23 protein-coding genes are annotated in these 21,726 nt (G+C 41.8%); 18 read left to right on the top strand and 5 right to left on the bottom strand.

Annotated elements, in window-relative coordinates; genetic code table 11:
• Positions 1–9 precede the first annotated feature (9 nt).
• Positions 10–204, bottom strand: a complete 195-nt coding sequence (locus PWQ49_RS02820; protein WP_300607504.1) for a 30S ribosomal protein S17e — start codon at positions 202–204, stop codon at positions 10–12.
• Positions 205–287: 83 nt separating this feature from the next.
• The gene (locus PWQ49_RS02815; RefSeq protein ID WP_300607502.1) at positions 288–599 is read right to left on the bottom strand and encodes a hypothetical protein; all 312 of its coding nucleotides are present in this window, start codon (positions 597–599) and stop codon (positions 288–290) included.
• Positions 600–696: 97 nt separating this feature from the next.
• On the opposite strand from PWQ49_RS02815, the gene dinB reads away from it, so the two are divergent.
• Positions 697–1,830: a DNA polymerase IV gene (dinB, locus tag PWQ49_RS02810; protein WP_300607499.1), complete on the top strand. Its 1,134-nt coding sequence runs from the start codon at positions 697–699 to the stop codon at positions 1,828–1,830.
• A 64-nt stretch (positions 1,831–1,894) separates the two neighbouring features.
• Here dinB and PWQ49_RS02805 read toward each other — a convergent pair whose 3' ends face one another.
• Together PWQ49_RS02805 and trxA are read right to left on the bottom strand one after the other, a co-directional pair.
• The gene (locus PWQ49_RS02805; protein ID WP_300607496.1) at positions 1,895–2,170 is read right to left on the bottom strand and encodes a ferredoxin-thioredoxin reductase catalytic domain-containing protein; all 276 of its coding nucleotides are present in this window, start codon (positions 2,168–2,170) and stop codon (positions 1,895–1,897) included.
• 13 nt (positions 2,171–2,183) lie between these two features.
• Positions 2,184–2,600 carry a thioredoxin gene (gene trxA / locus PWQ49_RS02800; RefSeq protein WP_300607494.1) on the bottom strand — a complete coding sequence of 139 codons (417 nt, stop codon included), beginning with the start codon at positions 2,598–2,600 and terminating at the stop codon, positions 2,184–2,186.
• Between the two features lie 135 nt (positions 2,601–2,735).
• Here trxA and hdrA2 point away from each other — a divergent pair, with 135 nt between their 5' ends.
• The 5 genes from hdrA2 (at position 2,736) to PWQ49_RS02775 (ending at position 11,166) form a co-directional block, all read left to right on the top strand.
• Complete coding sequence (hdrA2, locus tag PWQ49_RS02795) at positions 2,736–5,087, top strand: CoB-CoM heterodisulfide reductase HdrA2 (RefSeq protein WP_300607491.1); 2,352 nt, start codon at positions 2,736–2,738, stop codon at positions 5,085–5,087.
• Positions 5,080–6,396: a 4Fe-4S binding protein gene (locus PWQ49_RS02790; RefSeq protein WP_300607489.1), complete on the top strand. Its 1,317-nt coding sequence runs from the start codon at positions 5,080–5,082 to the stop codon at positions 6,394–6,396. The genes hdrA2 and PWQ49_RS02790 overlap by 8 nt, the downstream gene beginning before the upstream one ends.
• 312 nt (positions 6,397–6,708) lie before the next feature.
• On the top strand, positions 6,709–8,613 hold the full coding sequence (gene gatE, locus PWQ49_RS02785; protein ID WP_300607486.1) for a Glu-tRNA(Gln) amidotransferase subunit GatE: 1,905 nt from the start codon (positions 6,709–6,711) through the stop codon (positions 8,611–8,613).
• A 217-nt stretch (positions 8,614–8,830) separates the two neighbouring features.
• Positions 8,831–10,195, top strand: a complete 1,365-nt coding sequence (locus tag PWQ49_RS02780) for a dihydroorotase (RefSeq protein ID WP_300607483.1) — start codon at positions 8,831–8,833, stop codon at positions 10,193–10,195.
• A gap of 56 nt (positions 10,196–10,251) precedes the next feature.
• On the top strand, positions 10,252–11,166 hold the full coding sequence (locus PWQ49_RS02775; RefSeq protein WP_300607480.1) for an ATPase domain-containing protein: 915 nt from the start codon (positions 10,252–10,254) through the stop codon (positions 11,164–11,166).
• Here PWQ49_RS02775 and PWQ49_RS02770 read toward each other — a convergent pair.
• Entirely contained in the window at positions 11,146–11,838 is a 693-nt protein-coding gene (locus tag PWQ49_RS02770) for a DUF1614 domain-containing protein (RefSeq protein WP_300607478.1), read from the bottom strand. The two genes, PWQ49_RS02775 and PWQ49_RS02770, sit on opposite strands and share 21 nt — an antisense overlap.
• 338 nt (positions 11,839–12,176) lie before the next feature.
• Between PWQ49_RS02770 and PWQ49_RS02765 the strand changes: the two genes are divergently transcribed.
• From PWQ49_RS02765 to fpoM, 12 genes are all read left to right on the top strand, one after another.
• The gene (locus PWQ49_RS02765) at positions 12,177–12,455 is read left to right on the top strand and encodes a hypothetical protein (RefSeq protein ID WP_300607475.1); all 279 of its coding nucleotides are present in this window, start codon (positions 12,177–12,179) and stop codon (positions 12,453–12,455) included.
• Between the two features lie 812 nt (positions 12,456–13,267).
• Positions 13,268–13,666, top strand: coding sequence for a F420H2 dehydrogenase subunit FpoA (gene fpoA / locus PWQ49_RS02760; protein WP_300607473.1), 399 nt, complete (start codon positions 13,268–13,270; stop codon positions 13,664–13,666).
• A gap of 53 nt (positions 13,667–13,719) precedes the next feature.
• Positions 13,720–14,253: a F(420)H(2) dehydrogenase subunit B gene (gene fpoB / locus PWQ49_RS02755; protein ID WP_300607565.1), complete on the top strand. Its 534-nt coding sequence runs from the start codon at positions 13,720–13,722 to the stop codon at positions 14,251–14,253.
• A gap of 5 nt (positions 14,254–14,258) precedes the next feature.
• Entirely contained in the window at positions 14,259–14,735 is a 477-nt protein-coding gene (fpoC, locus tag PWQ49_RS02750; protein WP_300607470.1) for a F420H2 dehydrogenase subunit FpoC, read from the top strand.
• Positions 14,736–14,744: 9 nt separating this feature from the next.
• Positions 14,745–15,869, top strand: coding sequence for a F420H2 dehydrogenase subunit FpoD (fpoD, locus tag PWQ49_RS02745; protein WP_300607467.1), 1,125 nt, complete (start codon positions 14,745–14,747; stop codon positions 15,867–15,869).
• A 4-nt stretch (positions 15,870–15,873) separates the two neighbouring features.
• Positions 15,874–16,896: a F420H2 dehydrogenase subunit FpoH gene (gene fpoH / locus PWQ49_RS02740; RefSeq protein WP_300607464.1), complete on the top strand. Its 1,023-nt coding sequence runs from the start codon at positions 15,874–15,876 to the stop codon at positions 16,894–16,896.
• A gap of 4 nt (positions 16,897–16,900) precedes the next feature.
• Positions 16,901–17,308, top strand: coding sequence for a F420H2 dehydrogenase subunit FpoI (fpoI, locus tag PWQ49_RS02735; protein WP_300607461.1), 408 nt, complete (start codon positions 16,901–16,903; stop codon positions 17,306–17,308).
• Positions 17,308–17,571 carry an NADH-quinone oxidoreductase subunit J gene (locus PWQ49_RS02730; RefSeq protein WP_300607459.1) on the top strand — a complete coding sequence of 88 codons (264 nt, stop codon included), beginning with the start codon at positions 17,308–17,310 and terminating at the stop codon, positions 17,569–17,571. Before fpoI ends, PWQ49_RS02730 begins: the two co-directional genes overlap by 1 nt.
• Positions 17,568–17,924, top strand: a complete 357-nt coding sequence (gene fpoJ, locus PWQ49_RS02725) for a F420H2 dehydrogenase subunit FpoJ (RefSeq protein ID WP_300607457.1) — start codon at positions 17,568–17,570, stop codon at positions 17,922–17,924. The genes PWQ49_RS02730 and fpoJ overlap by 4 nt, the downstream gene beginning before the upstream one ends.
• On the top strand, positions 17,921–18,223 hold the full coding sequence (gene fpoK, locus PWQ49_RS02720) for a F420H2 dehydrogenase subunit FpoK (protein ID WP_300607455.1): 303 nt from the start codon (positions 17,921–17,923) through the stop codon (positions 18,221–18,223). Before fpoJ ends, fpoK begins: the two co-directional genes overlap by 4 nt.
• A 2-nt stretch (positions 18,224–18,225) precedes the next feature.
• Positions 18,226–20,238, top strand: a complete 2,013-nt coding sequence (gene fpoL, locus PWQ49_RS02715; protein WP_300607452.1) for a F420H2 dehydrogenase subunit FpoL — start codon at positions 18,226–18,228, stop codon at positions 20,236–20,238.
• Complete coding sequence (fpoM, locus tag PWQ49_RS02710; protein ID WP_300607448.1) at positions 20,238–21,725, top strand: F(420)H(2) dehydrogenase subunit M; 1,488 nt, start codon at positions 20,238–20,240, stop codon at positions 21,723–21,725. Before fpoL ends, fpoM begins: the two co-directional genes overlap by 1 nt.
• Position 21,726: the final 1 nt, after the last annotated feature.

The raw sequence follows: 21,726 nt of genomic DNA, 5'->3' as shown, positions 1-21,726 counted from the left end.
ATCACGGCCTTAGATTGCCTGTTTGCGGTTAATTTTTCTGGAAACATAACCAGCTACACGGTTTCTGATCACTTTACTTTCTATGGTGGTGAATTTCTCGACTAGCTTCTTGTTTTCATCAAAGTCGTCTGTAAATGAATCTCCGTACTCGTTGATCAGCTTAAATGCAATCCTTTTGATATTTGTCGGTCTAATATTTCCCATGTTGTATCTCCAATTAATATTAGTAAGCATTATAATATAATCTGCGTTATGTGAACCGGTTTTATGTATTTATAGCTTTTGGATTATTCTAAATTTGTATTTTCTTTCACGATATCCGTTTTACCTAAAAACCTCTCGAGGGCAGTTGCACTGGTAAAGATTTTTTCCCTTGTTCCCTTTTTGTTTACAAAAAGGCCTACCAATACAAACAATAATCCGGCATCAGGATATGCCGAAACAATAAGCAGTCCTATTAGAATGATTGTAGATGCAACAATTCCCTTCATTGCACCTTTGCGATAAGAAGCAAAAGCAGTGCGTCTATAGATCCTAATATCCCTGATAGTCAGAAAAATTGTAACAAAATAAGCAACTGCTGCAATGTAAATATACATAGATGATAATGAGAAGGGATTATTAAAAAAGTTTTGTACTTTCTTTTAGTCAGCGAATGAAATTATTTTTATTTGATAAATCGCCATAGATTATCCAATGAATCCTCCCTCTATTATTTTTCATATCGATATGGACAGCTTCTTTTCCTCTGTGGAGGTAAGAGAAAATCCTGCATTGAGAGGAAGGCCGGTCATTGTGGGGTCAGATCCAAAGGGTGGGGAAGGTAGAGGTGTGGTCAGCACATGTTCCTACGAAGCCCGTGAATATGGTATTCATTCTGCAATGCCCATTTCTAAAGCTTATAGGCTCTGTCCGGATGCAGTTTTTTTGCCTGTCAATATGCAACTCTACCATCAGGTCTCAAAGAACATTATGGAAATTCTGAAAAGTTGTGTGTCTGCATTCCAGCAGGTCAGTGTGGATGAGGCTTATATGGATGTTACAGGGATTGTATCTGATTACGAAAAAGCTGAAAAACTCGCAAGGAAGATTAAGAATCATATTAAGAGTGCCGAGGGAATTACCTGTTCAATAGGGATTGCGCCTAATAAAATAGTTGCTAAAATTGCTTCAGATTATGAGAAACCCAACGGGTTAACAGTGGTACGACCTGATTCACTCTGTGATTTTCTTTATCCACTTGATGTCTCTAAGATTCCCGGCGTCGGTACAAAAACCCGGATGACGCTTGAAAATATGGGCATAAAGACTATCGGTGATATTGGAAAGTGTGATATCCAGCTTCTTATCGCAAAGTTCGGAAAAAGTGGCATCCGCCTCAAACAGATCGCCAACGGGACCTATTCCTCAGAACTGTTGCGGCATCGTTTAGTCAAATCCATAAGTAAGGAAGTTACGTTTGAAGAGGATGTAGCAGATATCAACGTTGTAAAAAAGACACTTGCAATGCTTTCTGAACAGGTGCATGCACGGCTTCTTCGCAAAGGGTTTGTTTTCAAAACTGTAAACCTCAAGGTCAGGTTTTCTGATTTTACAACCTATACAAGATCTGTTACCCTGAGTGCTTACAGCAATGATAAAATGTCCATATACAGGACAGCTTTACGGATGTTTTCAAAATTTGAAGGCATGGGAATTTTCAGGCTTGTGGGTATTGGAGTTTCAAACCTTGTAAAAATGGATGAACGGCAGAAGCGCCTTGATGACTTTTTTGATGCAGAGCAATTTAAAGGAATGGCAAATTGTTCATTCCCAGCACATAAAGAATGACAATACTTATTGGCGTGTGCCATAAGATAAACCATGAGTGATTTTGTTCAAGTTTAACCATTTATCATTTAAAGAAAAGTTCACAATGGCAGGAACCATCTTTTTCAATCTCATCAAGATGATATATGCAGGGACAAATTATTTTTCTGTTTTCCTTATCATCTTCACTGATTATCCTGCAGGGGCAGTAATTTTTGCCATATTTAATTTTATTATTAGCAAGTCCTTCTATTACAAGATCCAGCATTTCACTGTCAGCATTTAGCTGGAGCCCTTTTTTCTCTGCATATTTTGCAGTCCATTCATAGATATCTTGTTTTACTTTCTCTTTTTCATCCATGTAACTCACCTGATTACAATATTGTCCCAAAGGTTTTTTCAATGGTGGACTTTACTTTATCTTCCGCCATATTTCCTATTAATTTATCCTGAAGTTCTCCATCTTTAAAAAGCATGAGTGTTGGAACAGCCATAAGTCCGTAATCTTTTGCAATGTCACGTGCCTGATCCACATCTACTTTTACAAACTTGACCTGTCCTTCATACTCAAGTGCCATTTTCTCAAACACCGGAGCTATTTTCTTACATGGCCTACATTTTTTAGAAAAAAAGTCAACAATCACAGGTAGTTCTGATCTCAGGACTTCCTCATCAAAGGCAGCTGCATTTACTTTATAGAGGTTATCGTTTATTTTTTCCACCTCTGGAATGGCCTTTTCAGTACTTGTTTCTTTTCTCAGAATCTTGGCAAATACGTCTCCCATTCCCATTATGTAATATCTCCTTTAAAATCTTCAATCGATAACTATACTTCTCATCTTTATTATTATTTTCCAATCACATAGACTAATCCAAAACTATAATTTGTCTAAAAATGTATTCTCCTTTCAATAAGGAGTGCTATAATGAGAGTTGGAGTTTACATTTGCCACTGCGGACTCAATATTGCAGGTGTTATTGATATCAAGCAGCTTCTCGAGATGCTGGGATCAGTATCTGGCATTGAAGTGACAAGAGATATCCAGTTTATGTGTTCCGATTCAGGTCAGGAAAGTATTATTGAGGACATAAAGGAACATAAGCTTGACAGGATCCTGATCGCAGCATGTACTCCTAAACTCCATGAAACAACTTTCAGGAAAGTAATGGAAAAAGCCGGTTTGAATCCTTATATGCTTGAAATTGTCAACATCAGGGAGCAATGTTCGTGGGTACATATGGAAAATCCGCAGGCAGCTACCAGGAAATCTTATGATCTTATCAAAATGGGTCTAGGAAGACTCAACAATCGTATTCCTCTCCAGATCCGAACAATGTCCGTACTCAAGGATATTCTGGTTGTGGGCGGAGGAGTCGCGGGAATTGAAGCCGCCCTAAATCTTGCAGACTCAGGATACCATGTTTACATGGTTGAGAAAGAACCCACAATTGGCGGCAGGATGGCATTGCTTAATGAAGTATTTCCAACAAATGATTGTTCTATCTGCGTACTTGCCCCGAAGATGACCGATGTCCAGAATCATCCAAATATTAATCTTTATACTCTTTCAGAGGTCACTTCTCTTTCAGGCAATGCAGGTAACTTCCACGTAACAATAACACGCCGTCCTCGCTACGTATCCGAAGAAAAATGCAAGGGATGTATCGATGAATGCTCACGCGTTTGTCCGGTGATTATTCCTTCCAGATTTGATCAGGGCATGGGTAAAACTAAAGCAATCAATATTCCTATCCCACAGGCTGTGCCTCAGGTAGCAGTTATTGATTCCGAATATTGTGTGGGATGCGGACTTTGTGTACAGGCATGTCCTTCAGATGCTGTGGAATTTGATCAGAAAACAGAGGAAATTAACCTGCAAATAGGTGCAATAATAGTATCTACGGGCTGTGAACTCTTTGATCCCCATCGCAAGGAAGAGTACGGCTATGGGGTCTATCCTGATGTTCTCACAAATTTGGAACTTGAGAGATTGTTAAATGCAGCAGGACCCACAAGGGGGAAGGTTGTGTGTCCATCCTCTGGTAACATTCCTTCAAGGGTTGCATTTATTCAGTGTGTGGGTTCAAGGGATGAATCCGTAGGGAATCCCTATTGTTCCCGTGTTTGTTGCATGGCGGCAATGAAAAATGCCCAGCTACTCAAGGAACGTTACCCTGATATTGAAATTACAATTCATTACATAGACATCCGTGCCTCTGGTGAGATGTACGAAGAATACTACACAAAAACCCAATCAATGGGCATTAATTTTGTGAGAGGCAAAGTCGCTGAGATAATCGGTGAGAAAGGCATTCTCCTGCTTCGTTATGAGGATACACTGGAATGTACAATCCGTGAAGATCCCTATGACATGGTCATTCTTTCTACGGGCATGGAAGCAAACAAGGATTCCGATCTGATACGCAAACTCAAGCTTACCTGCAGGGAAGATCGCTTTTTGGCAGTTGCACATCCCAAGATGCGACCTGTTGATTCCCATATAAACGGTATCTTTGTGGCAGGTTGTGTTTCCGGCCCAAAGGAAATACAGCTTTCAATTGCACAGGGCACCGCAGCGGCTGCACGGGCAGTTCGCCTTTTAGGGCAAGGTGAACTAAAAACCGATCCCCTTACTGCTTTTGTCATCCCCGAAAAGTGCATCGGTTGCGGTGTATGTACTGAAGTATGTGATTACGGAAACATCACGATAAAAGATGGTAAGGCAGTAGTGGATGAAATTTCATGCAGTGGTTGTGGTACGTGCAGTGCTTCCTGTCCGGCTGATGCAATTTACATGAACCAGTATAGTGATGTCCAGATATATGCTCAGATTGATGCAGCTTTGGAAGTCAAGGACGAGTTCCCGCTGATAATTGCATTCCTGTGCAACTGGTGCAGTTATGCTGCCGCGGACCTTGCGGGGACTTCTCGCATCCAGTATCCCACAAATGTCCGTATAATCAAGTTAATGTGTGCAGGAAGAGTTGATCCGGATTTTGTGCTTCATTCTCTTGAAAAGGGTGCAGATGGAGTAATGATTGCAGGTTGCAGATTGGGAGAATGTCATTACGTTAACGGTAATTATCATGCAGCAACGAGAATGAGGAATATTGCTTCCTTGCTGGAAGAGATGGAACTTGATCCACACAGGTTGAGGGTTGAATGGATTTCGGCATCAGAGGGAGAAAGATTTGCCCGTACCATTGAGAATTTTGTTGATGAGCTAAGTGATCTCGGTCCGGTAGGTTCTGAGTTGCCGGAGGTTAAGCATGAGTGATGAGGAAAAATCCCTTGAGGTATTAAGGGATATGAATGTGGATGGCACACATTTGCTTTACTGGTTGAAAACAGACAAGGGCAACAAGACTCTCAATTACGATTACAAACGTTGTACAGGATGTGGCATATGTGTAGAAGCCTGTCCCACCGAGGCGCTTGAGCTGGGTCCAATTCATGAAATCGCAAAAGGTATGGACATTCCGCCTGTGATGCTTGATCTTGACAAATGTACTTTTTGTTCCATGTGTGCAAATCTGTGTCCGGCTTCAGCTTTCAAAATGGAATCGGAAGGGGATTTTCCGGAGGACAAAGAGTACCCCCGGCTTGAATGGGATGTCTCATTTAATGATAAATGTCTTCCTTGCGACATTTGTATGACTTCCTGCCCCGAAGATGCAATATCAGTTGAATATGATTTCCCAGCCAAGGAAAAAATTGCACCGTTTAAAGAAGGCGAAGAAGGGGATATCAAAATAAATATGGACAAATGTACCCTGTGTGGTCTCTGTGCCAGATTCTGCGATGCCTTTCTGTTTCTGGAAAAAGATAGTGTTCCTGAGGAACCTTTCCCGTTTGAGCAGTTGCTTGTTGATGAGGATCTTTGTGATTATTGCGTCATGTGTGCCGATCTCTGCCCCGAAGATGCCATTACTGTGAAGGGAGAAAGAAGAGGTGAGGCACCTGAAATCAAGGGAGAGGCAAAAGTCGATCCTGAAAAGTGTACTGTATGCGGCTGGTGTAAAATAGTATGCCCTTATGATGCAGTGGATATTTCTAAACCCTTCGAAGGCGAGTTGATGCTAATTGACACCAATGTCAGTAAATGCGACCCTTCGGGATGTCATGCATGTTTTAATATCTGTCCGTCCCATTTGTGGTATGTCCCTAAAGACGGTACCAAGATTGCGGCAAGGACTGAAATGTGCACCTATTGCGGTGCATGTGTCAATGCCTGTCCGGATGATGTGATGAAAGTGAAAAGGGATGAAGTCCGTCATTCCGAAATCCCGGACAAACCATGGGCTTCCCAGTGGAAGGATGCTATTGCTTCAATTTCCGGTGAAGTGCGAAAAAGACCTGATATGTCACGTATTCTTGAAGCCGAGGAAGAGCCACCACGAGAGCACCTTGATATCCAGTTCCCTGAGACGGATGAATATATTATGAAAGCCTTGAAAGAACGTATGGATAAGGCACGTCCCAAGCTTCGCAATGTCGCCACCCGAAGGAAATGGGAAGAAAAAAAGAAAGAAGAACGTGGACATATTGAGGAAATTATTAATTTTGGACACAATGGAAAACCATAAAAGATATTTTATTAATCCGGACATAGAAAAACATGTAAAAAATGTTCTATTGGTATCGGAAACTGAAATCTGACTACACAATAGGGGTACCTGATAAGAAACACTAATTCTATCATTTACTTTTCTGTGATCAAATAAATCCTTTTTTCAGTATGAGGGGCAGATAACTTCTTAGAATACTTCACCAAAACAACGGGTGAAGTTTAATACAACCTATACCTTTAATGATGAACTGTAATTACAACTCAGATACAAATTTCTATTAATTTATCAATTGCATAATAGCGGATTCTTATTATCGGTGATGTTCTCATGAGCGCTGAAATTGATTACAGGAAACTAGGTTTAAAATGCGGGCTAGAAATCCACCAGCAACTTGATTCTAAAGAAAAACTGTTTTGCCATTGTCCTACGGTTCTTCGCGACACTTCAGAATCCAATGTTGAGTTTTTCCGTTACATGCGTGCTACTGAAAGCGAGATGGGTGAAAAGGACAGGGCCGCTGTGGAGCAGCTTAAGATAAATCGCCGATATATCTACAAGGGATATGATACAACCTGTCTGGTGGAGTACGATGAAGAACCACCATCAGAATTGAATCCTGAAGCCCTTGAAATCGCGCTTACAGTTGCAAAACTACTTGGAATGCAGCCGGTTGACCAGCTTCATGTAATGCGGAAAATTGTTGTGGATGGATCAAATACTTCCGGTTTCCAGCGGACTGCTTTCCTTGCAAATGCAGGTGTAATCCCTACAAGTGAAGTTGATGTCGGGGTGGATGTCCTTTGTCTTGAAGAAGAAGCTTCCCAGAAACTGGAGGATGCCGGGGATACAATTATTTATTCCCTTGATAGGCTAGGGATACCGCTTGTAGAAATCGGGACAGCTCCAGATATTATTTCTCCTTCCCATGCAAGGGAAACTGCAGAAAAAATTGGAATGCTCCTGCGTTCTACCGGAAGAGTGAAGCGTGGTCTGGGAACGATTCGTCAGGATGTTAATATTTCAATTGCAGAGGGAGCAAGGGTTGAAATCAAAGGTGTACAGGCTCTTGACATGATTGAAACCATTGTGGAAAGGGAAGTGGAACGTCAGGTGAACCTGCTAAAAATCCGCAGTGAATTGCTTTCCAGAAACGCATCTGTTGTTGATGAAATATTCGATGTAACCGATATTTTCAAGGACACGGAGTCCAAGGTCATTAAGAAATCCCTCAAGAAAGGCAAAGTCTATGCTGTCCTACTACGTGGTTTTGACGGCTTGGTTGGCAGAGAAGTACAGCCTGGCAGAAGACTTGGGACAGAGTTTTCCGACAGGGCAAAAACATCGGGTGTTGGTGGTATTTTCCACACGGATGAATTGCCTAAATATGGTATTACACAGAAAGAAGTAGATGCCCTAAGAGATACAGTTGGTGCTAAAGAAGGGGATGCAGTAGCATTTGTTGCTGACAGGAAAGAGAGGGCATATGGGGCAATGGAAAGCGTCTTAATAAGAGCAAAACAAGCTCTTGAATTTGTCCCGGAAGAAACACGCCGTGCTCTTCCAGATGGCAACAGTGCATACATGAGACCACTCCCGGGTGCTTCAAGGATGTATCCTGAAACAGATGTCCCTCCTATTGACATTTCAAAAGAATACTATGAATCAATTGCTATTCCGGAATTGCTTACGGAAAAATGTGCTCGGTTTGTGCAGGAATATGGTTTAAACGAAGAGCTTGCAGAAAAAATAGTGTACTCACAATACCTCCCGCTATTTGAGGAACTAATGGAAAAATTCAATGGGAACGCTATGATTACCCCTACTCTTGTGTCCCGGATCCTTACTGGAATGATACCCGAACTGCGTCGTGACGGTGTTGAAACCGATAAACTCACGGATTCACATTTTATGAATGTTTTTGATGCGGTGGCAAAAGGCAAAGCTGCCAAGGAAGGGATCGGTGAAATGCTGCGCATGTTTGCGGAAAAACCCGGAGAGAGTCTTGAATCAATTCTTAAATCCCTTGGATTCACGGGAGTTGATGTTTCAGAGATAGAAGAGTTTTCTGAGAAAATTGTCGCGGAAAGGGCTGATTTTGTTTCGGAAAAAGGCCTTGGTGCGGTAGGTCCACTCATGGGAATTGTTATGGGACAGTTCCGTGGAAAAGCAGATGGTAAGCTTGTAAGTGAAGTGCTTAAAAAGAAAATTGACACATTTTTAAATAGCAAATAAAGGGGTTTGCAGAAAATCTCGCCCATACTAAAAACACAATCATACCCTTGTGTTTTTGTTGGCAAACAGTCACAGGGGACTTTATTATATAAAGAGCCTAGCAGCGAAGTATAACCTATTTTATACCAAGCCGCTTTGGGTTGCTTTGTAGCTTGGGCAAGACATAGAAATACATATCTTTATTGAATCCATTTCTCGTTATGGAGATGAGAGTTGTATGGGCGATATCCTGATCACAAATACCAGAGTTTTTTACAACAATCTTCTGCAACCAGGTGAAGTCCTGATTGAAGATGGCAAAATCAAAAGGATTGCAAAGGATCTGAAAGGTGAGAATGTAGATCAGGTAATTGATGCTAAAGGTGGACTTACCATTCCTTCGGGAATCGACGTTCACGTGCATTTCAGGGAACCTGGCTCTGAGCACAAAGAAGATTGGTATACGGGGAGTTGTGCGGCAGCAGCTGGAGGAATTACGACTGTTTTTGATCATCCGAATACAATGCCACCGACAATTGACAGGAAATCATTCAAGCAAAAACTTAAGCTTGCAAACCGAAAATCCATTGTTGATTTTGGGATTAATGGTGGAGTCACTGAGTCTGTTGATCAGCTCCCTGAATTATGGGAACTGGGTGTTAGTGCTTTTGGTGAAATTTTCATGGCACAATCAACCGGTGGTTTGAGTATTGATGATGAAATACTTCATGAAGCACTGGAATCAATAAGTGGATTGGGTGCAATAGCCTGTATTCATGCAGAAGACGAGGAAACACGTCTCAAAAATGAAACCCTCTTGAAAAAGGATTTTTCCTTTGAGTCACATTCAAGGATTCGTTCAAACTTATGTGAGAGTGTTGCTGTAAAAAAAGCAATCGATGAATTCAATAAAACCAGTGTAAAGGGTCATTTTTGTCATATCAGTACAATGGAGGCAGTGGGGCAAATCCGATATCAGAAGTTCATCAATTCGGAGAACGGTGTCACATCCCTGACAGCAGAAGTGGCTCCTCATCATTTGTTCCTCTCTACAAAGGATTGGAATAACCTTGGTGTTTTTGGAAAAATGAACCCTCCTCTCAGAGACAGGCGCAACGTGAAAGCATTGGTAAATGCCATCAATGATGGTACTATTGACATGATTGCTTCAGATCATGCTCCTCATCGTGAATTTGAAAAAGAAGGAGATATTAAATCCGCTCCTTCCGGGGTTCCGGGAGTTGAAACTCTTTTACCACTGATGCTTGTAGCTGTGAAGCGAAATATACTCCCGTTGGGGCGCATGATCGACCTGACTAGTGGAGCTCCTGCAAGAATATTTGGACTGGATAGGCATGGCAAAGGGTCTTTTGCTGAAGGTTTTGATGCCGACCTGGTGATTATTGACCCACGAGATGTTCACAAAATAAAGGGTGATGAATTGCACAGCAAGGCTGGATGGACGCCTTATGAAGATATGGAAGGCATTTTTCCCAAATTTACTTTTTCAAGAGGGGAAATAATCTGGGACGGTGAAATAACTGCTAAAAAAGGTCGTGGTAAGTTCCTTAAGGGACAGGGTTTCCCTGAAGATGAAAAGTAAAAGCGCTTTTTTAATTCAAAGAAACCTTTTATACCTTCTATATTTAATTATTTGTCATGGCCAGAAACAAGTATCCAGTCCACACAACCCTTAGTGGTGATGCCATAAAGGTTCTTGAAAGGTATGAGAAGGAACTTGGGGCGAAGAATCTGGTTCTTGAAAAGGCTCTCCTGTCCCTTGACACAGAAAGGTTTAAATCCAAACTCGATACACTGAATCTTGATATTGCAATAAAGCGTATCAGTACCGGCGTGATGGGACTGGATGATATGCTCGAAGGGGGTGTTCCCGAAGGTTTTTCAGTGATTGTTACCGGTCCCCCAGGAACCGGAAAAACAACATTGTCCATGCAGTTTTTGGTTGATGGTATCAAGAAAGGTGAAAAATGCATCTTTTTCTCTTTTGAGGAAAGTTTACAACAACTTGTCCAGCATTTCATGAGATTTGGATGGGATCTTGGAAAATACATTGATGATGGATACCTAGAAGTTTTCGGGATGTCAATGCTCACTTTAGAAGAAATCACTGAGATACTTGAAACCTATAAACCCAACCGTTTGGTTTTTGATTCTCTTAACGCTTTTACCAATCCGGAAGATTTCCGTAAATCTACAGCATGGCGTTCTTCTCACAGGCTTATGAAGCAGCGTAAGATAACATCTTTCCTTATTACTGAAAAGCACCATGGAATTGAGACAAAACATTTTGATGAATATGATTTCTTTGGTGATGGAATTATTTTCCTTGACTCAATGAAGATAAATGAAGTGGATACTATGTTATCTCCTGTTCTGGCAGTACAGAAAATGCGTGCTACCAAAGTGGATATTACTCCACAGCCTTTCAGATTTGGAGAGCATGGCATTGTAAAAAATCGTTCTATTCATCTTGAATCAAGACTGCAGAAACGCCTTGGTGCTTCATCGATGGAGAGAGGCTATGATAAATCTTCAAATAAACTGGGATATTAAGCCTGCAAGAATTATGGTTATGTAAATTGCACGAAAGCTGCCTGCTCCTCCAATATTTATAAAGGCACTTCCCCTTTGTTCCCTGTTAAGTGCAAAAAGGTGTGCAATTGTTCCAGCCAGTATCCCCATTGTTCCGGCGACAAAGATGATAATATCGGCGTTTACCGGATCCAGCAACAATGCAAATGGAATCGCTACAATGCCGATGTAATCAGGAACTACTATACCGACCCCATCGATCATTTCTGCAACTAAGGCTACAACAACCATCACGATAAGTGCAATCTCCAGAGCTACAAAATTCATCTCAAATGCAAGAAGGAAGGCTGCAAGGAAAAGCGGGATTATAAATCCTCCGAGATTGACTGTTATCATCGTTTCAAATATCATTCTGGTTCCGGTGGATAACTCCTTCACAACAGGAACTGAGAATATTTTTTCCAGCAAGAGGGCATCGCGCTTAAGATGCTCCTGTTTGCGTGTCCGGATTTTTATGACAGGTATCTCGACATTGCTTGCAATTGGAATTAAAAGCAATACCCCAAATAAAATTGCTGATGGAATTGGTCCAAGTGATAGTTTATCATGATAACATAATACTGCAATGGGCAATAAAATGAAGGCATATATTGCAAAATGCCTGTAGTCGGTATTGTTGAGGAAACCTCTCATGTCTCTCATCCGGTATTGAAGTGGATCATATTTAACCTTATTCAAATTTTCTGTTCAAGATTGTACTTCTTCTATTATTCCCTGATATAAAGTCGATATCAATTTTATCCCTTATTATCCCGTTTCTTCCTCTGCCATCCAAAGGAAAACAACTACTTGGTTTTAATATGAACTATTTTGTTTCTTCCAAGGCATAGTTGAATTGATCTATACCCATAATCTTTTTGCGATATTGCTTAAGTAACTGTCGATTTTTTGATAGTGTGTTTGGCACAAAAAGGTTTGATCGGACAGAGATATCAACAACTTAAAATTGGATCGGTACATAAGGAGGCTCTATGGAATCTCAAACATCTCAATTTTCAAAAGACTTGGGAAAATATCATGTTGAAGCTGGTACTGATCCGGAAAAAGGCGGGTACTTGATGATCTGGATGAAAACCAGCGAACATAATCTCAATACATTCATTCGAAGCGGTGATAGGAAATGGGATTGTGTATCTGCAAAGATGTTTTCTTCGGCAGAAGACGCTGAAAAAGCATATGAAAAAATAGTTTCAGAAGAGCAGATTGATCTAATGTTGTTGAGATGTGGTTTTGGGAAAAAATGTGTTTAAGGATATGAAAAATATGTCTATCTTTAGTAAAAGGAGAGCTCAGTATTATGGTTATTTCGTATTTGTGCTGTCTTTTGTAGTTGTGTTTTTTGATTGGCTCTTTTCTTTTGGTTACTACTCATTGATATTTGTCCCAGTAGCTTTTTTTGTCGGAATGATTGGTTATTGGCTTGGTGGCTTTATTTATAGCCGCATTGCAGATTAAATTCAGAAGTATTTCAAAATCATTGTAATAAATGAACCTGTTTCATTATCCTTATTATCATTTTTTCCAGCACAACATGAAACACGCAATATCCGGCAATCCCTTGAAAACCAACATTGAGCCTTTTTTCATATCTGCGTGCTAATCTTCTAAATCCCATCTTCAACCAATGTTTCAATACTGGTTCATTTGATAGTTTTCTCTTCTATCTATACCCTGTAATTAAAACAAAGAGAATACACTTGATGATCTTGCGGCCAACAGCTCTTATCATATCAGTTATTGGTTTTGATGCTAGGACCGAGTTAATAAATTCTAATTATTCAGCAGAAAGTGTTCTAAGTTTTATTCAATACCCCTCAAACTATATAATTGGGAGAATTATCAGTTATATTTTTGAAACCGGTTCAGTATCGGTTTAGTAGCATGTGGAAGTTAGAATTCGAGAAAGGGTTTTTCTACAGAGTCGGAAAACAATATGTTTTTATGTAATGATTTAATAGTTGGTTCTGATTCAGATTTAGTCGCAATCATATAAATTACCTGAATAAATCTGAAAAGTCATCAATATCTATGCAATTTCATAGGTTATTATCAGGTGAATGGCATGTCAGGAATTATTGAGACCACTAATATTATCAACAGTTACATTCCGGTTGCTGTATTCCTCATTGTATCACTTCTAATGCCCCCGATGACGATGTTAATCGTCAAGTTGCTTAGTCCTAGAAGCAGAGGGGCTGAGAAGTATTCTACCTATGAATCCGGTTCAATCCCTACAGGGCCTGCCCGGATCCAGTTCAATGTGGAATATTATCTGTATGCTATTGCCTTTGTCCTTTTTGATATTGAGATTCTTTTCCTCTATCCGTGGGCAATGGTTTATCAGGGTGATACTGGAGTAAGCACAACATTGGCAGTTATTGAGATATTAATTTTCATCTTTGTTCTGCTATTCGGCTATGTATTTCTGTGGAAAAAGGGGGCCCTTGAATGGATCCGCTAAATGAAAAACCACAGGAAAATATCAACGAAGATCAGCAATTAGCTGGGGAAGATATGGATATGGAAAACATTATTCATAACGAAATTCCAGGAGTTATAACCACAACTTCTCAGGGAATCACAGAGTTTCTTAAGACTACTAAAATCCAGGATCTTATCAACTGGGGACGTAAGAACTCCCTTTGGTTTATGGCTCAAGCTATGGGATGTTGTGGTGTGGAAATTATCGTAACAGGTATGTCTCCAATGGATACTGACCGTTTTGGAATCATCCCGAGGAACTCTCCACGGCATGCAGATGTTATGATCATCAGCGGTTATGTTACCAAAAAATATCTACCTGCTCTCAAGAGACTGTGGGATCAGATGCCTGCCCCTAAATGGATTATCTGCATGGGTGATTGCTCAATAAGCGGCGGTCCATTCTATGAATCTTACAGTACTGTACAGAATATTGACAAGATTTTTCCAGTCGATGTATACATTCCAGGGTGTCCCCCAAGACCCGAAGCATTGATTCAAGGATTCCTTGAGCTCCAGAAAAAAATTGCAGCTAAGAAAGACAAGGGTACGGCGTACATGAGGTGATTTCAATGGATGCTGAACAGATAATCAAATCACTGACTACAAAATTCCCGGATGTCATATCAGACGCAAAAGTTGATTCTGATATTCGCATATCTGCATATTCTGAGGCAGAGAAGATTGTAGAAGTCTGCAAATACCTCAAGGAAGAACTCCAGTTTGGCCACCTTTCTGCAGTAACTGCCATTGACCAGATCCAGAAGAATGAAATTGATGTTGTATATCTCATTGCTTCCTATGATCATCCGGTTGTATTGAAACTCAAGGCAAGACTTCCAAGAGACAATCCGGAAATAGAGTCAATTGTACCTGTTTACTGGAATGCCAACTGGTATGAAAGAGAAACGTATGAGTTGTTCGGTGTGCAATTCAAAAACCACCCCGATCTGAGAAACCTTGTTCTTCCGGACGAATTGCTTGGAGACTGGCCACTTCGCAAGGATTACAAAGGATTCCCTAACAGGACTGCTAAAAACCTGGTGTGAGTGATAATTATGGATACTAATGTCGGTCCAGATGAGATGATTATCCACATGGGACCTCAGCATGTCGCACAGCCTGGACCTTTCAGGCTTAATGTAAAGCTTAAAGGTGAAACTGTGGTAGATTCAGAGGTCGAGTTGGGTTTCATCCACAAAGGAATTGAAAAAATACTGGAAAGCAAAACATATCTTCAGGGCATCCCAATAGTTGACAGGATATGTTATCTTGCTGCGCTTACCAACGAAGAAGCATTCGTAGGCAGCGTTGAAAGGCTTGCAGGAATTGAACCAACCGAAAGGTCGCAGTATATCCGGGTTATTGTTGAAGAGCTTTCAAGGATACAAAGCCATCTTCTCGGATATGGAGAATATGCTTCTTTCGTTGGTTTTGTTTCAATGTTCATGTACCCCATAGCTGTAAGGGAACAAATACTTGATTTGCTTGAAATGACTACAGGTGCCCGTATTACACACTCATTCCTGAGATTTGGTGGTGTACGTGACGACCTTCCGGAAGGTTTCAGAGAAAAAGCAAAAGAAGTATTTGCAAACGTTGAAAAAGCTCTTCAGGAATGGGAGAACATGATGGAAACCGATCTTATTTACAAGAAACGTACTGTAGGTGTGGGAGTACTGACCGCAGACGTTGCGAAAGATCTTGGCGTAGCCGGACCACCTCTCCGTGCAACAGGTGTTCCTTTTGATATAAGGAAGGATGAACCATACCTTGTATACAACGATCTTGATTTCAAGGTGTGCACTGAAACAGCAGGTGACATATTCGCACGTATAAAGGTACGGTTTGCAGAAATCCGCGAAAGTATGTATATCATAGAACAAGCCCTTGACCAGATGCCTCCAGGTCCACTTTTCAATGAAGAGACGCCGTATGGCAAGAGGACTCCAATTATGCGGATTCCGCCAGGTGAGGTATTTTATAGGGTTGAAGATCCGAGAGGAGAAATGGGCTTCTACATGGTTTCCGATGGTTCGGACAAACCTTACCGTGTGAAGATCAGAGGTCCTGTCTACCCGACAATGCAAGCCTTACCACCACTTATTGAGGGTGTGCAGCTTGCCGATGTCGTGGGAATTGCAGGAAGCATGGACGCATGTACAAGCGAGGCTGACAGGTGAGATCATGGTAGATGCAAGTCTTATTCCATGGCTTAGAGGGATAGTTGGTCTGGTTTTGATTGGTGGTCTTTTTGGAGCCGGAATGGCCGCGATCTGGATCGAGCGTAAACTCGCCGGTGATATTCAGGAAAGGTATGGCCCAAACAGGGTTGGACCCATGGGTATTTTCCAGCTGGTTGCAGATGCTATCAAGCTGTTTACCAAAGAAGATATTATTCCCAAAAACGTAGACAAGCTGCTTTACGTATCTGCTCCGATTATTATCATGGGTTCAATTTTCCTGATGCTTGTGGCAATTCCTATAGGTGCTGTCTACATCAACGGTGTCGAGTATCCTCTTGTAGTAACCGAGATGGATATCAGTGTCCTCTACATAGAAGCTATATCCGCGATTTCCGTTATTGGTATCTTCGTGTTGGGTTACGGACAGAATAATAAGTACGCTATGATGGGTACTTTCCGTAACATTGCAAGAATGATCGGATATGAACTTCCTCTTGGAATCACAATTGTAAGTGTTGCCATAATGGCTAATTCCCTTGATATTGTGGAAATTGTAAATTCACAAAATCCCCTCTGGTTTGCTATACTCCAGCCTCTTGGTTTTGTAATCTTCTTCATTGCAATGGTGGCTGATATGGGACGTCTTCCTTTTGATCAGAATGAGGCAGAAGAAGAACTTCAGGCAGGTGTATTTACAGAATACAGCGGAATGAGATTCGGTTTGGCTTTCTTCTCTGAATATTTCCACATGATTCTTGGTTCCTTCCTGATTTCATTGCTTTTCCTTGGGGGCTGGAACTTGCCGGGATTCATAACCAACAACTTTATACTTGGATTAATCCTTCCAACAGCGTTCCTTGTGGCCAAGGCAACAATCGTAATGATGTTTATCATCATGCTAAGATGGGCTCTGCCAAGATTTAGGATTGATCAGGTTGTCGATCTGAGCTGGAAGAGACTCCTGCCATTGTCCCTGATAAACCTTGGATGGGCTATGGCACTTGGAATATACTTGGGGGTCTGAAAAGATGGTTCTGCAAAATATTATACAAGCAATAAAGAACATCTGGAAGCCTCGTGTAACCAGAATGTATCCTGAAGTGCGCCCCAAACTACCTGAAAGATTTAGAGGATTGCAGAAACTGGATAAAAGCAAGTGCATTGGATGTGGGATCTGCGCTAATAACTGTCCCAATAACGCAATCAAAATTGTGAGGGCAAGGGTAAGCTTGATCAGTGAGAAGACACGATGGTTCCCTGAAATCGACATAGGTCATTGCTTATTCTGTGGTCTGTGTATTGATCAGTGTCCACAGAATGCTCTTTCAAGCACAGGTGTTTTCACAACAGGTGTAATACGTTGGACTCACGAAGAACTTCTTTTTACTCCGGATATGCTGGCCAGGGAAGTACCCATCGGAGAGGAGGATGAATAATGATTGGAATAGGTGAAGGACTGGTCTTTGCTATAATGTCAGTCGTACTCATATTTTTCTCCCTTGCAACTGTGCTGTCAAGGGATATTGTCAGAGCTGCACTTGGAATGGTATTTGCAATGTTTACAGTAGCTGGCATATTTGTGACCCTCAATGCACAGTTCCTAGGTGTAATACAGGTTCTGGTATATGTGGGTGCAGTCGGAGTTCTTATACTCTTTGCCGTGATGCTCACAAAGAATACACTACGAGGTGATGAATGATGGCAGATGACAAAGTTACTATCTGGGAATCATTCAAGCACCAGTTCAGCCCCAGAAGATATATAATACAACTCGCTCACATGGAAGTTCCATCGTGGCGTGTTATTGTAAGAGCATTTGCAAGAGCAAGTATTGTTTTACTGTTCCTTGCAGTAGTTTTAGTATCACTTTATGAAACTTCGTGGGTTACAGTTGATCAGCTGCCCCAGAATCTGGAAGATCAAAGTAATATCAAAGCTATTGGTACTCTTCTATTCACTGATTTCGTAGCACCCTTTGAGATTCTGTCCTTTGTGCTGCTGGCTTCACTGATGGGTGCAATTTACATGGCAAAAGGAGAGGATAGCCAATGATTCCTCTAAACTTTTATCTTGCATTGTCTGCTATTGTATTCACCATAGGTCTCTATGGTTTCATTACGCAGAAAAACGGTATCCGCATTCTTATGTGCGTGGAACTCATGCTTAACTCTGCGAATATCAACCTTGTAGCATTTTCAAGTTACAACGATGATATGACTGGTCAGGTTTTTGCTCTCTTTGCGATTGCACTGGCGGCAGCAGAAGCTGCAATAGGATTTGCAGTAATGATGTCCATTTACAGGATGCGGGATTCAATCAATATTGATGAACTTAACCTGTTGAGGTGGTAACGATGCCTATTGGAGATTTTGCATTTATGATCCCCGTATTACCGGCACTTGCTTTTGTATTGACTTTCTTCTTCGGGAAGAAATTGCCACAGGGCGGTGCTATTATCCCCATCACAGCAATTGCAGTTTCGTTTATAATCTCCCTGATTATAACAATAAATCTGCTCCAGAACCCTGAAGAGGTAATAACACAATCCTACCAGTGGTTCTCTGCTTTTAATGTGGGTATTTTGATAGATCCGCTTGCAGCGGTTATGCTTACAATGGTGACTTTAGTCAGCTTGCTGATTCACATCTATTCAGTGGGTTATATGTCTCATGATCCTGCAAAACCAAGATACTTTGCGGAAACTGCACTGTTCACAGCCTCAATGTTGAGTCTTGTACTATCTGATAACATTCTCCAGCTGTTCATAAGCTGGGAACTTGTAGGTCTGTGTTCATACCTGCTTATCGGTTTCTGGTACCAGAAGCCAAGCGCAGCATCAGCAGCAAAGAAAGCGTTCCTGACCACCAGAATTGGTGACGTAATGTTCCTCGCAGGCATTGTCCTGCTCACTACCGATCTTTTCAGGATGGTTAACGGCACCATTCCTGAGCAGCTCTATCTGTTGCGCTTTGACGTAATATTTTCATACATTCCACAGCTTTCTGCCATGAACACAACAGTTCTTGGGTTTGAGGTAACTCACCTGACACTCATTACACTGTTGTTTTTCGGAGGTGCTGTAGGTAAATCAGGTCAGTTCCCACTTCATGTGTGGCTTCCGGATGCAATGGAAGGTCCAACAACTGTTTCGGCACTCATCCATGCAGCTACCATGGTTACTGCGGGTGTGTATCTTGTAGCACGTACTTTCCCGATGTTCATCGCGGCTCCAGGTTCCCTTATAATAGTTGCTTATCTTGGTGCTTTCACAGCTATCTTTGCAGCTACAATGGGGATTGTGATGAATGACATCAAACGTGTGCTTGCTTATTCCACAATCAGCCAGCTCGGTTATATGATGCTTGGTCTTGGAATGGGTGCGGTTATAGGCGCGGAAGCAGTTGGTATTTCTATATTCCACCTAGTAAGCCACGCTTTCTTCAAAGCGCTTTTGTTCCTTTGTGCAGGCAGTGTAATCCACGCAGTGGGTACCCATGATATGAGGGAACTCGGTGGAGTTGCAAAGGTAATGCCGATTACAGCCGCAACAATGGTCGCAGCGTCCCTTGCACTGGCAGGGTTTGGTATACCAAAGACGATTATCGGGACTTCCGGTTTCTTCAGTAAGGATCCAATAATTGAATCTGCTTACCTTTTTGGAGCAGAAAGCGGAAGCTGGTTGCCATACATATTTGCAATTGTAGCTGCCTTGCTAACATCCTTCTATATTTTCAGGTTGATCTTCATGACCTTTACAGGCGAACCTCGTACTGATTACGGAGGTCATGAATCACCAGCAACAATGACAGTGCCTCTGGCAATTCTGAGTATCTTTGCTCTTTTCTTTGGAGCTATATCCTCAGAAACCTTCAAGCACTTTGTAAGTGAGACTTTTGTCAACAATTTCGTACATATGGATATTCATGCCCTAGCGGAATTGGGTCACTATGAACTTGCTGCAGGGCACGGTCATGAGCCTCTCCTGATTGTATGGATGCCTATTATCGTCGCAACGTTGGGTCTGTTACTTGCTTATGTTATCTACTACCAGAAAGCAGTAGATGTAAGCAGGTTTGTTACACGTGATAATCCGCTGTACAGGCTGCTTTACAACAGATACTACCAGAACGAAATCCTCACTGAGTTCTTTGCAGTAAAGATAGTATATGAGAGCATTTCAATGGCAACCTACTATCTGGACCGCGGATTTGACTGGATAGTCAGCGTCCTCAGTTACATAGTCTTCGAAGCAGGTGACTCGTTCAGGAAGGTGCAGACAGGGAATGTACGTCACTATGCTACAGCTGTAGTGCTGGGAATGAGTCTTCTGGTTGTACTTGTTAAGCTTGTCATGGAGGTAATCTAATGTTGCCGTTTCTTTCACTATTGATCTTGATTCCCCTGATATTCTCAGGAATCACATTATTCACAAAGAGTCGGGAACAGGCTCGTGTAGTGGCCTTTGTGGGTGCACTAGCGACCTTGGCCCTGTCTCTTTACATGTACTTCACATTTGACAGCAGCAGTGCCTCAATGCAATTTGAGGAGATGAGATCTTGGATTCCATCTCTGGGTATCAGTTACCACCTAGGTGTAGATGGTATAGCTATGCCTCTCATACTGCTAAACACAATAGTAATCCCATTAATGCTGATCTTTACATGGGATGATGTAAGGTCTGCACCTAACAGGTTCTACGCTCTTATCCTTGCAATGCAGGCTGCTGTCATTGGTGTGTTCGTATCCCTGGATTTCTTCCTCTTTTACATATTCTGGGAACTTACACTCATACCTCTCTTCTTCATGGTGAATATATGGGGAGGTCCCAACAAGGCACATGCTTCGATGAAATTTTTCATCTATACTCATGTTGCCTCCCTTGTAATGCTCCTCGGGATCTTTGGCATTTACTTTGCTTCATGGTTCCAGAGCGGTTTCCCGAGTATGGATATTCCATATCTGCTCAGCCAGTTCCCGCTAATTGAGGACGGAATGCTAAGAGACGGAATTTTCCTTGCTCTGCTCTTTGGTTTCCTTGTAAAGATGCCCTCAGTTCCATTCCATTCTTGGCTACCGGATGCTTATGTTGAGGCGCCGGTTGCGGGAAGTGTGCTCTTCATCTTACTGAAGATAGCAGGTTATGGAATGTTCCGTGTAATCCTTCCGATTCTCCCGGACACATCCAACCCGTCTTTGATGATTTCCATCCTTGGTCTCCTCGGTGCAGTCAGCATCCTATATGGTGCACTGGTAGCACTTTCACAGCAGGATCTAAAGAGGATGATCGCTTACTCCAGTATCAGCCATATGGGATTTGTTTCCTTGGGTTGTGCAGGATTTGTTGCCTATTCAATTTCAGGTGCAATGTTCCAGCAGTTCTCCCACGGTCTGATCATGGCAATCATGTTCATGTCAGTCGGAGTAATCCAGGCTACCACTGGTACAAGGATTATCAACGAACTTGGAGGGCTTGCAAGCAAAATGCCCAAACTGGCGGTAATCATGATGCTTACATTTATGGCATCTCTGGGTCTGCCGGGTCTCACAGGTTTTGTTGCTGAAGTCAACGTACTGGCGTTCAGTTATGCTAATGTCCCAACATACGTTATTGTTGCACTTCTTGCTATAGTAATCACTGCAGCCTATCACCTGTGGGCAATGCAAAGAGCTATGTTCGGTGTGTATAACGAAAAACTTGGAGATGTTAGTGATGTGTCTATGTATCAGCTGGTACCTATGGCAATCATTGCCCTCCTTATCCTTTACTTCGGATTGAATCCCAATCCGGTGTTTGAGATGATGTTAACGAGCTCGAATCAAATTGCCAGCCTAATGGCTGTTTTGGGGGTGTAAC

Origin of the sequence: Methanohalophilus sp. (assembly GCF_030156785.1) — an archaeon.
GTDB lineage: Archaea > Halobacteriota > Methanosarcinia > Methanosarcinales > Methanosarcinaceae > Methanohalophilus.
Note: the sequence above shows the minus strand (reverse complement) of the source record. Positions and strands in the feature narration are given on the sequence as shown.

Bases quoted from the DNA above. Each gene is read 5' to 3' on its own strand.
- fpoB (WP_300607565.1), top strand. From the start codon at position 13,720: ATGGATATGGAAAACATTATTCATAACGAAATTCCAGGAGTTATAACC.
- fpoH (WP_300607464.1), top strand. From the start codon at position 15,874: ATGGTAGATGCAAGTCTTATTCCATGGCTTAGAGGGATAGTTGGTCTG.
- PWQ49_RS02790 (WP_300607489.1), top strand. From the start codon at position 5,080: ATGAGTGATGAGGAAAAATCCCTTGAGGTATTAAGGGATATGAATGTG.
- fpoM (WP_300607448.1), top strand. From the start codon at position 20,238: ATGTTGCCGTTTCTTTCACTATTGATCTTGATTCCCCTGATATTCTCA.
- PWQ49_RS02730 (WP_300607459.1), top strand. From the start codon at position 17,308: ATGATTGGAATAGGTGAAGGACTGGTCTTTGCTATAATGTCAGTCGTA.
- PWQ49_RS02780 (WP_300607483.1), top strand. From the start codon at position 8,831: ATGGGCGATATCCTGATCACAAATACCAGAGTTTTTTACAACAATCTT.
- PWQ49_RS02775 (WP_300607480.1), top strand. From the start codon at position 10,252: ATGGCCAGAAACAAGTATCCAGTCCACACAACCCTTAGTGGTGATGCC.
- PWQ49_RS02770 (WP_300607478.1), bottom strand. From the start codon at position 11,838: ATGAGAGGTTTCCTCAACAATACCGACTACAGGCATTTTGCAATATAT.
- fpoL (WP_300607452.1), top strand. From the start codon at position 18,226: ATGCCTATTGGAGATTTTGCATTTATGATCCCCGTATTACCGGCACTT.
- fpoA (WP_300607473.1), top strand. From the start codon at position 13,268: ATGTCAGGAATTATTGAGACCACTAATATTATCAACAGTTACATTCCG.
- fpoI (WP_300607461.1), top strand. From the start codon at position 16,901: ATGGTTCTGCAAAATATTATACAAGCAATAAAGAACATCTGGAAGCCT.
- gatE (WP_300607486.1), top strand. From the start codon at position 6,709: ATGAGCGCTGAAATTGATTACAGGAAACTAGGTTTAAAATGCGGGCTA.
- fpoK (WP_300607455.1), top strand. From the start codon at position 17,921: ATGATTCCTCTAAACTTTTATCTTGCATTGTCTGCTATTGTATTCACC.
- PWQ49_RS02815 (WP_300607502.1), bottom strand. From the start codon at position 599: ATGTATATTTACATTGCAGCAGTTGCTTATTTTGTTACAATTTTTCTG.
- PWQ49_RS02805 (WP_300607496.1), bottom strand. From the start codon at position 2,170: ATGGATGAAAAAGAGAAAGTAAAACAAGATATCTATGAATGGACTGCA.
- fpoJ (WP_300607457.1), top strand. From the start codon at position 17,568: ATGATGGCAGATGACAAAGTTACTATCTGGGAATCATTCAAGCACCAG.
- PWQ49_RS02820 (WP_300607504.1), bottom strand. From the start codon at position 204: ATGGGAAATATTAGACCGACAAATATCAAAAGGATTGCATTTAAGCTG.
- fpoC (WP_300607470.1), top strand. From the start codon at position 14,259: ATGGATGCTGAACAGATAATCAAATCACTGACTACAAAATTCCCGGAT.
- fpoD (WP_300607467.1), top strand. From the start codon at position 14,745: ATGGATACTAATGTCGGTCCAGATGAGATGATTATCCACATGGGACCT.
- hdrA2 (WP_300607491.1), top strand. From the start codon at position 2,736: ATGAGAGTTGGAGTTTACATTTGCCACTGCGGACTCAATATTGCAGGT.
- PWQ49_RS02765 (WP_300607475.1), top strand. From the start codon at position 12,177: ATGGAATCTCAAACATCTCAATTTTCAAAAGACTTGGGAAAATATCAT.
- trxA (WP_300607494.1), bottom strand. From the start codon at position 2,600: ATGGGAATGGGAGACGTATTTGCCAAGATTCTGAGAAAAGAAACAAGT.
- dinB (WP_300607499.1), top strand. From the start codon at position 697: ATGAATCCTCCCTCTATTATTTTTCATATCGATATGGACAGCTTCTTT.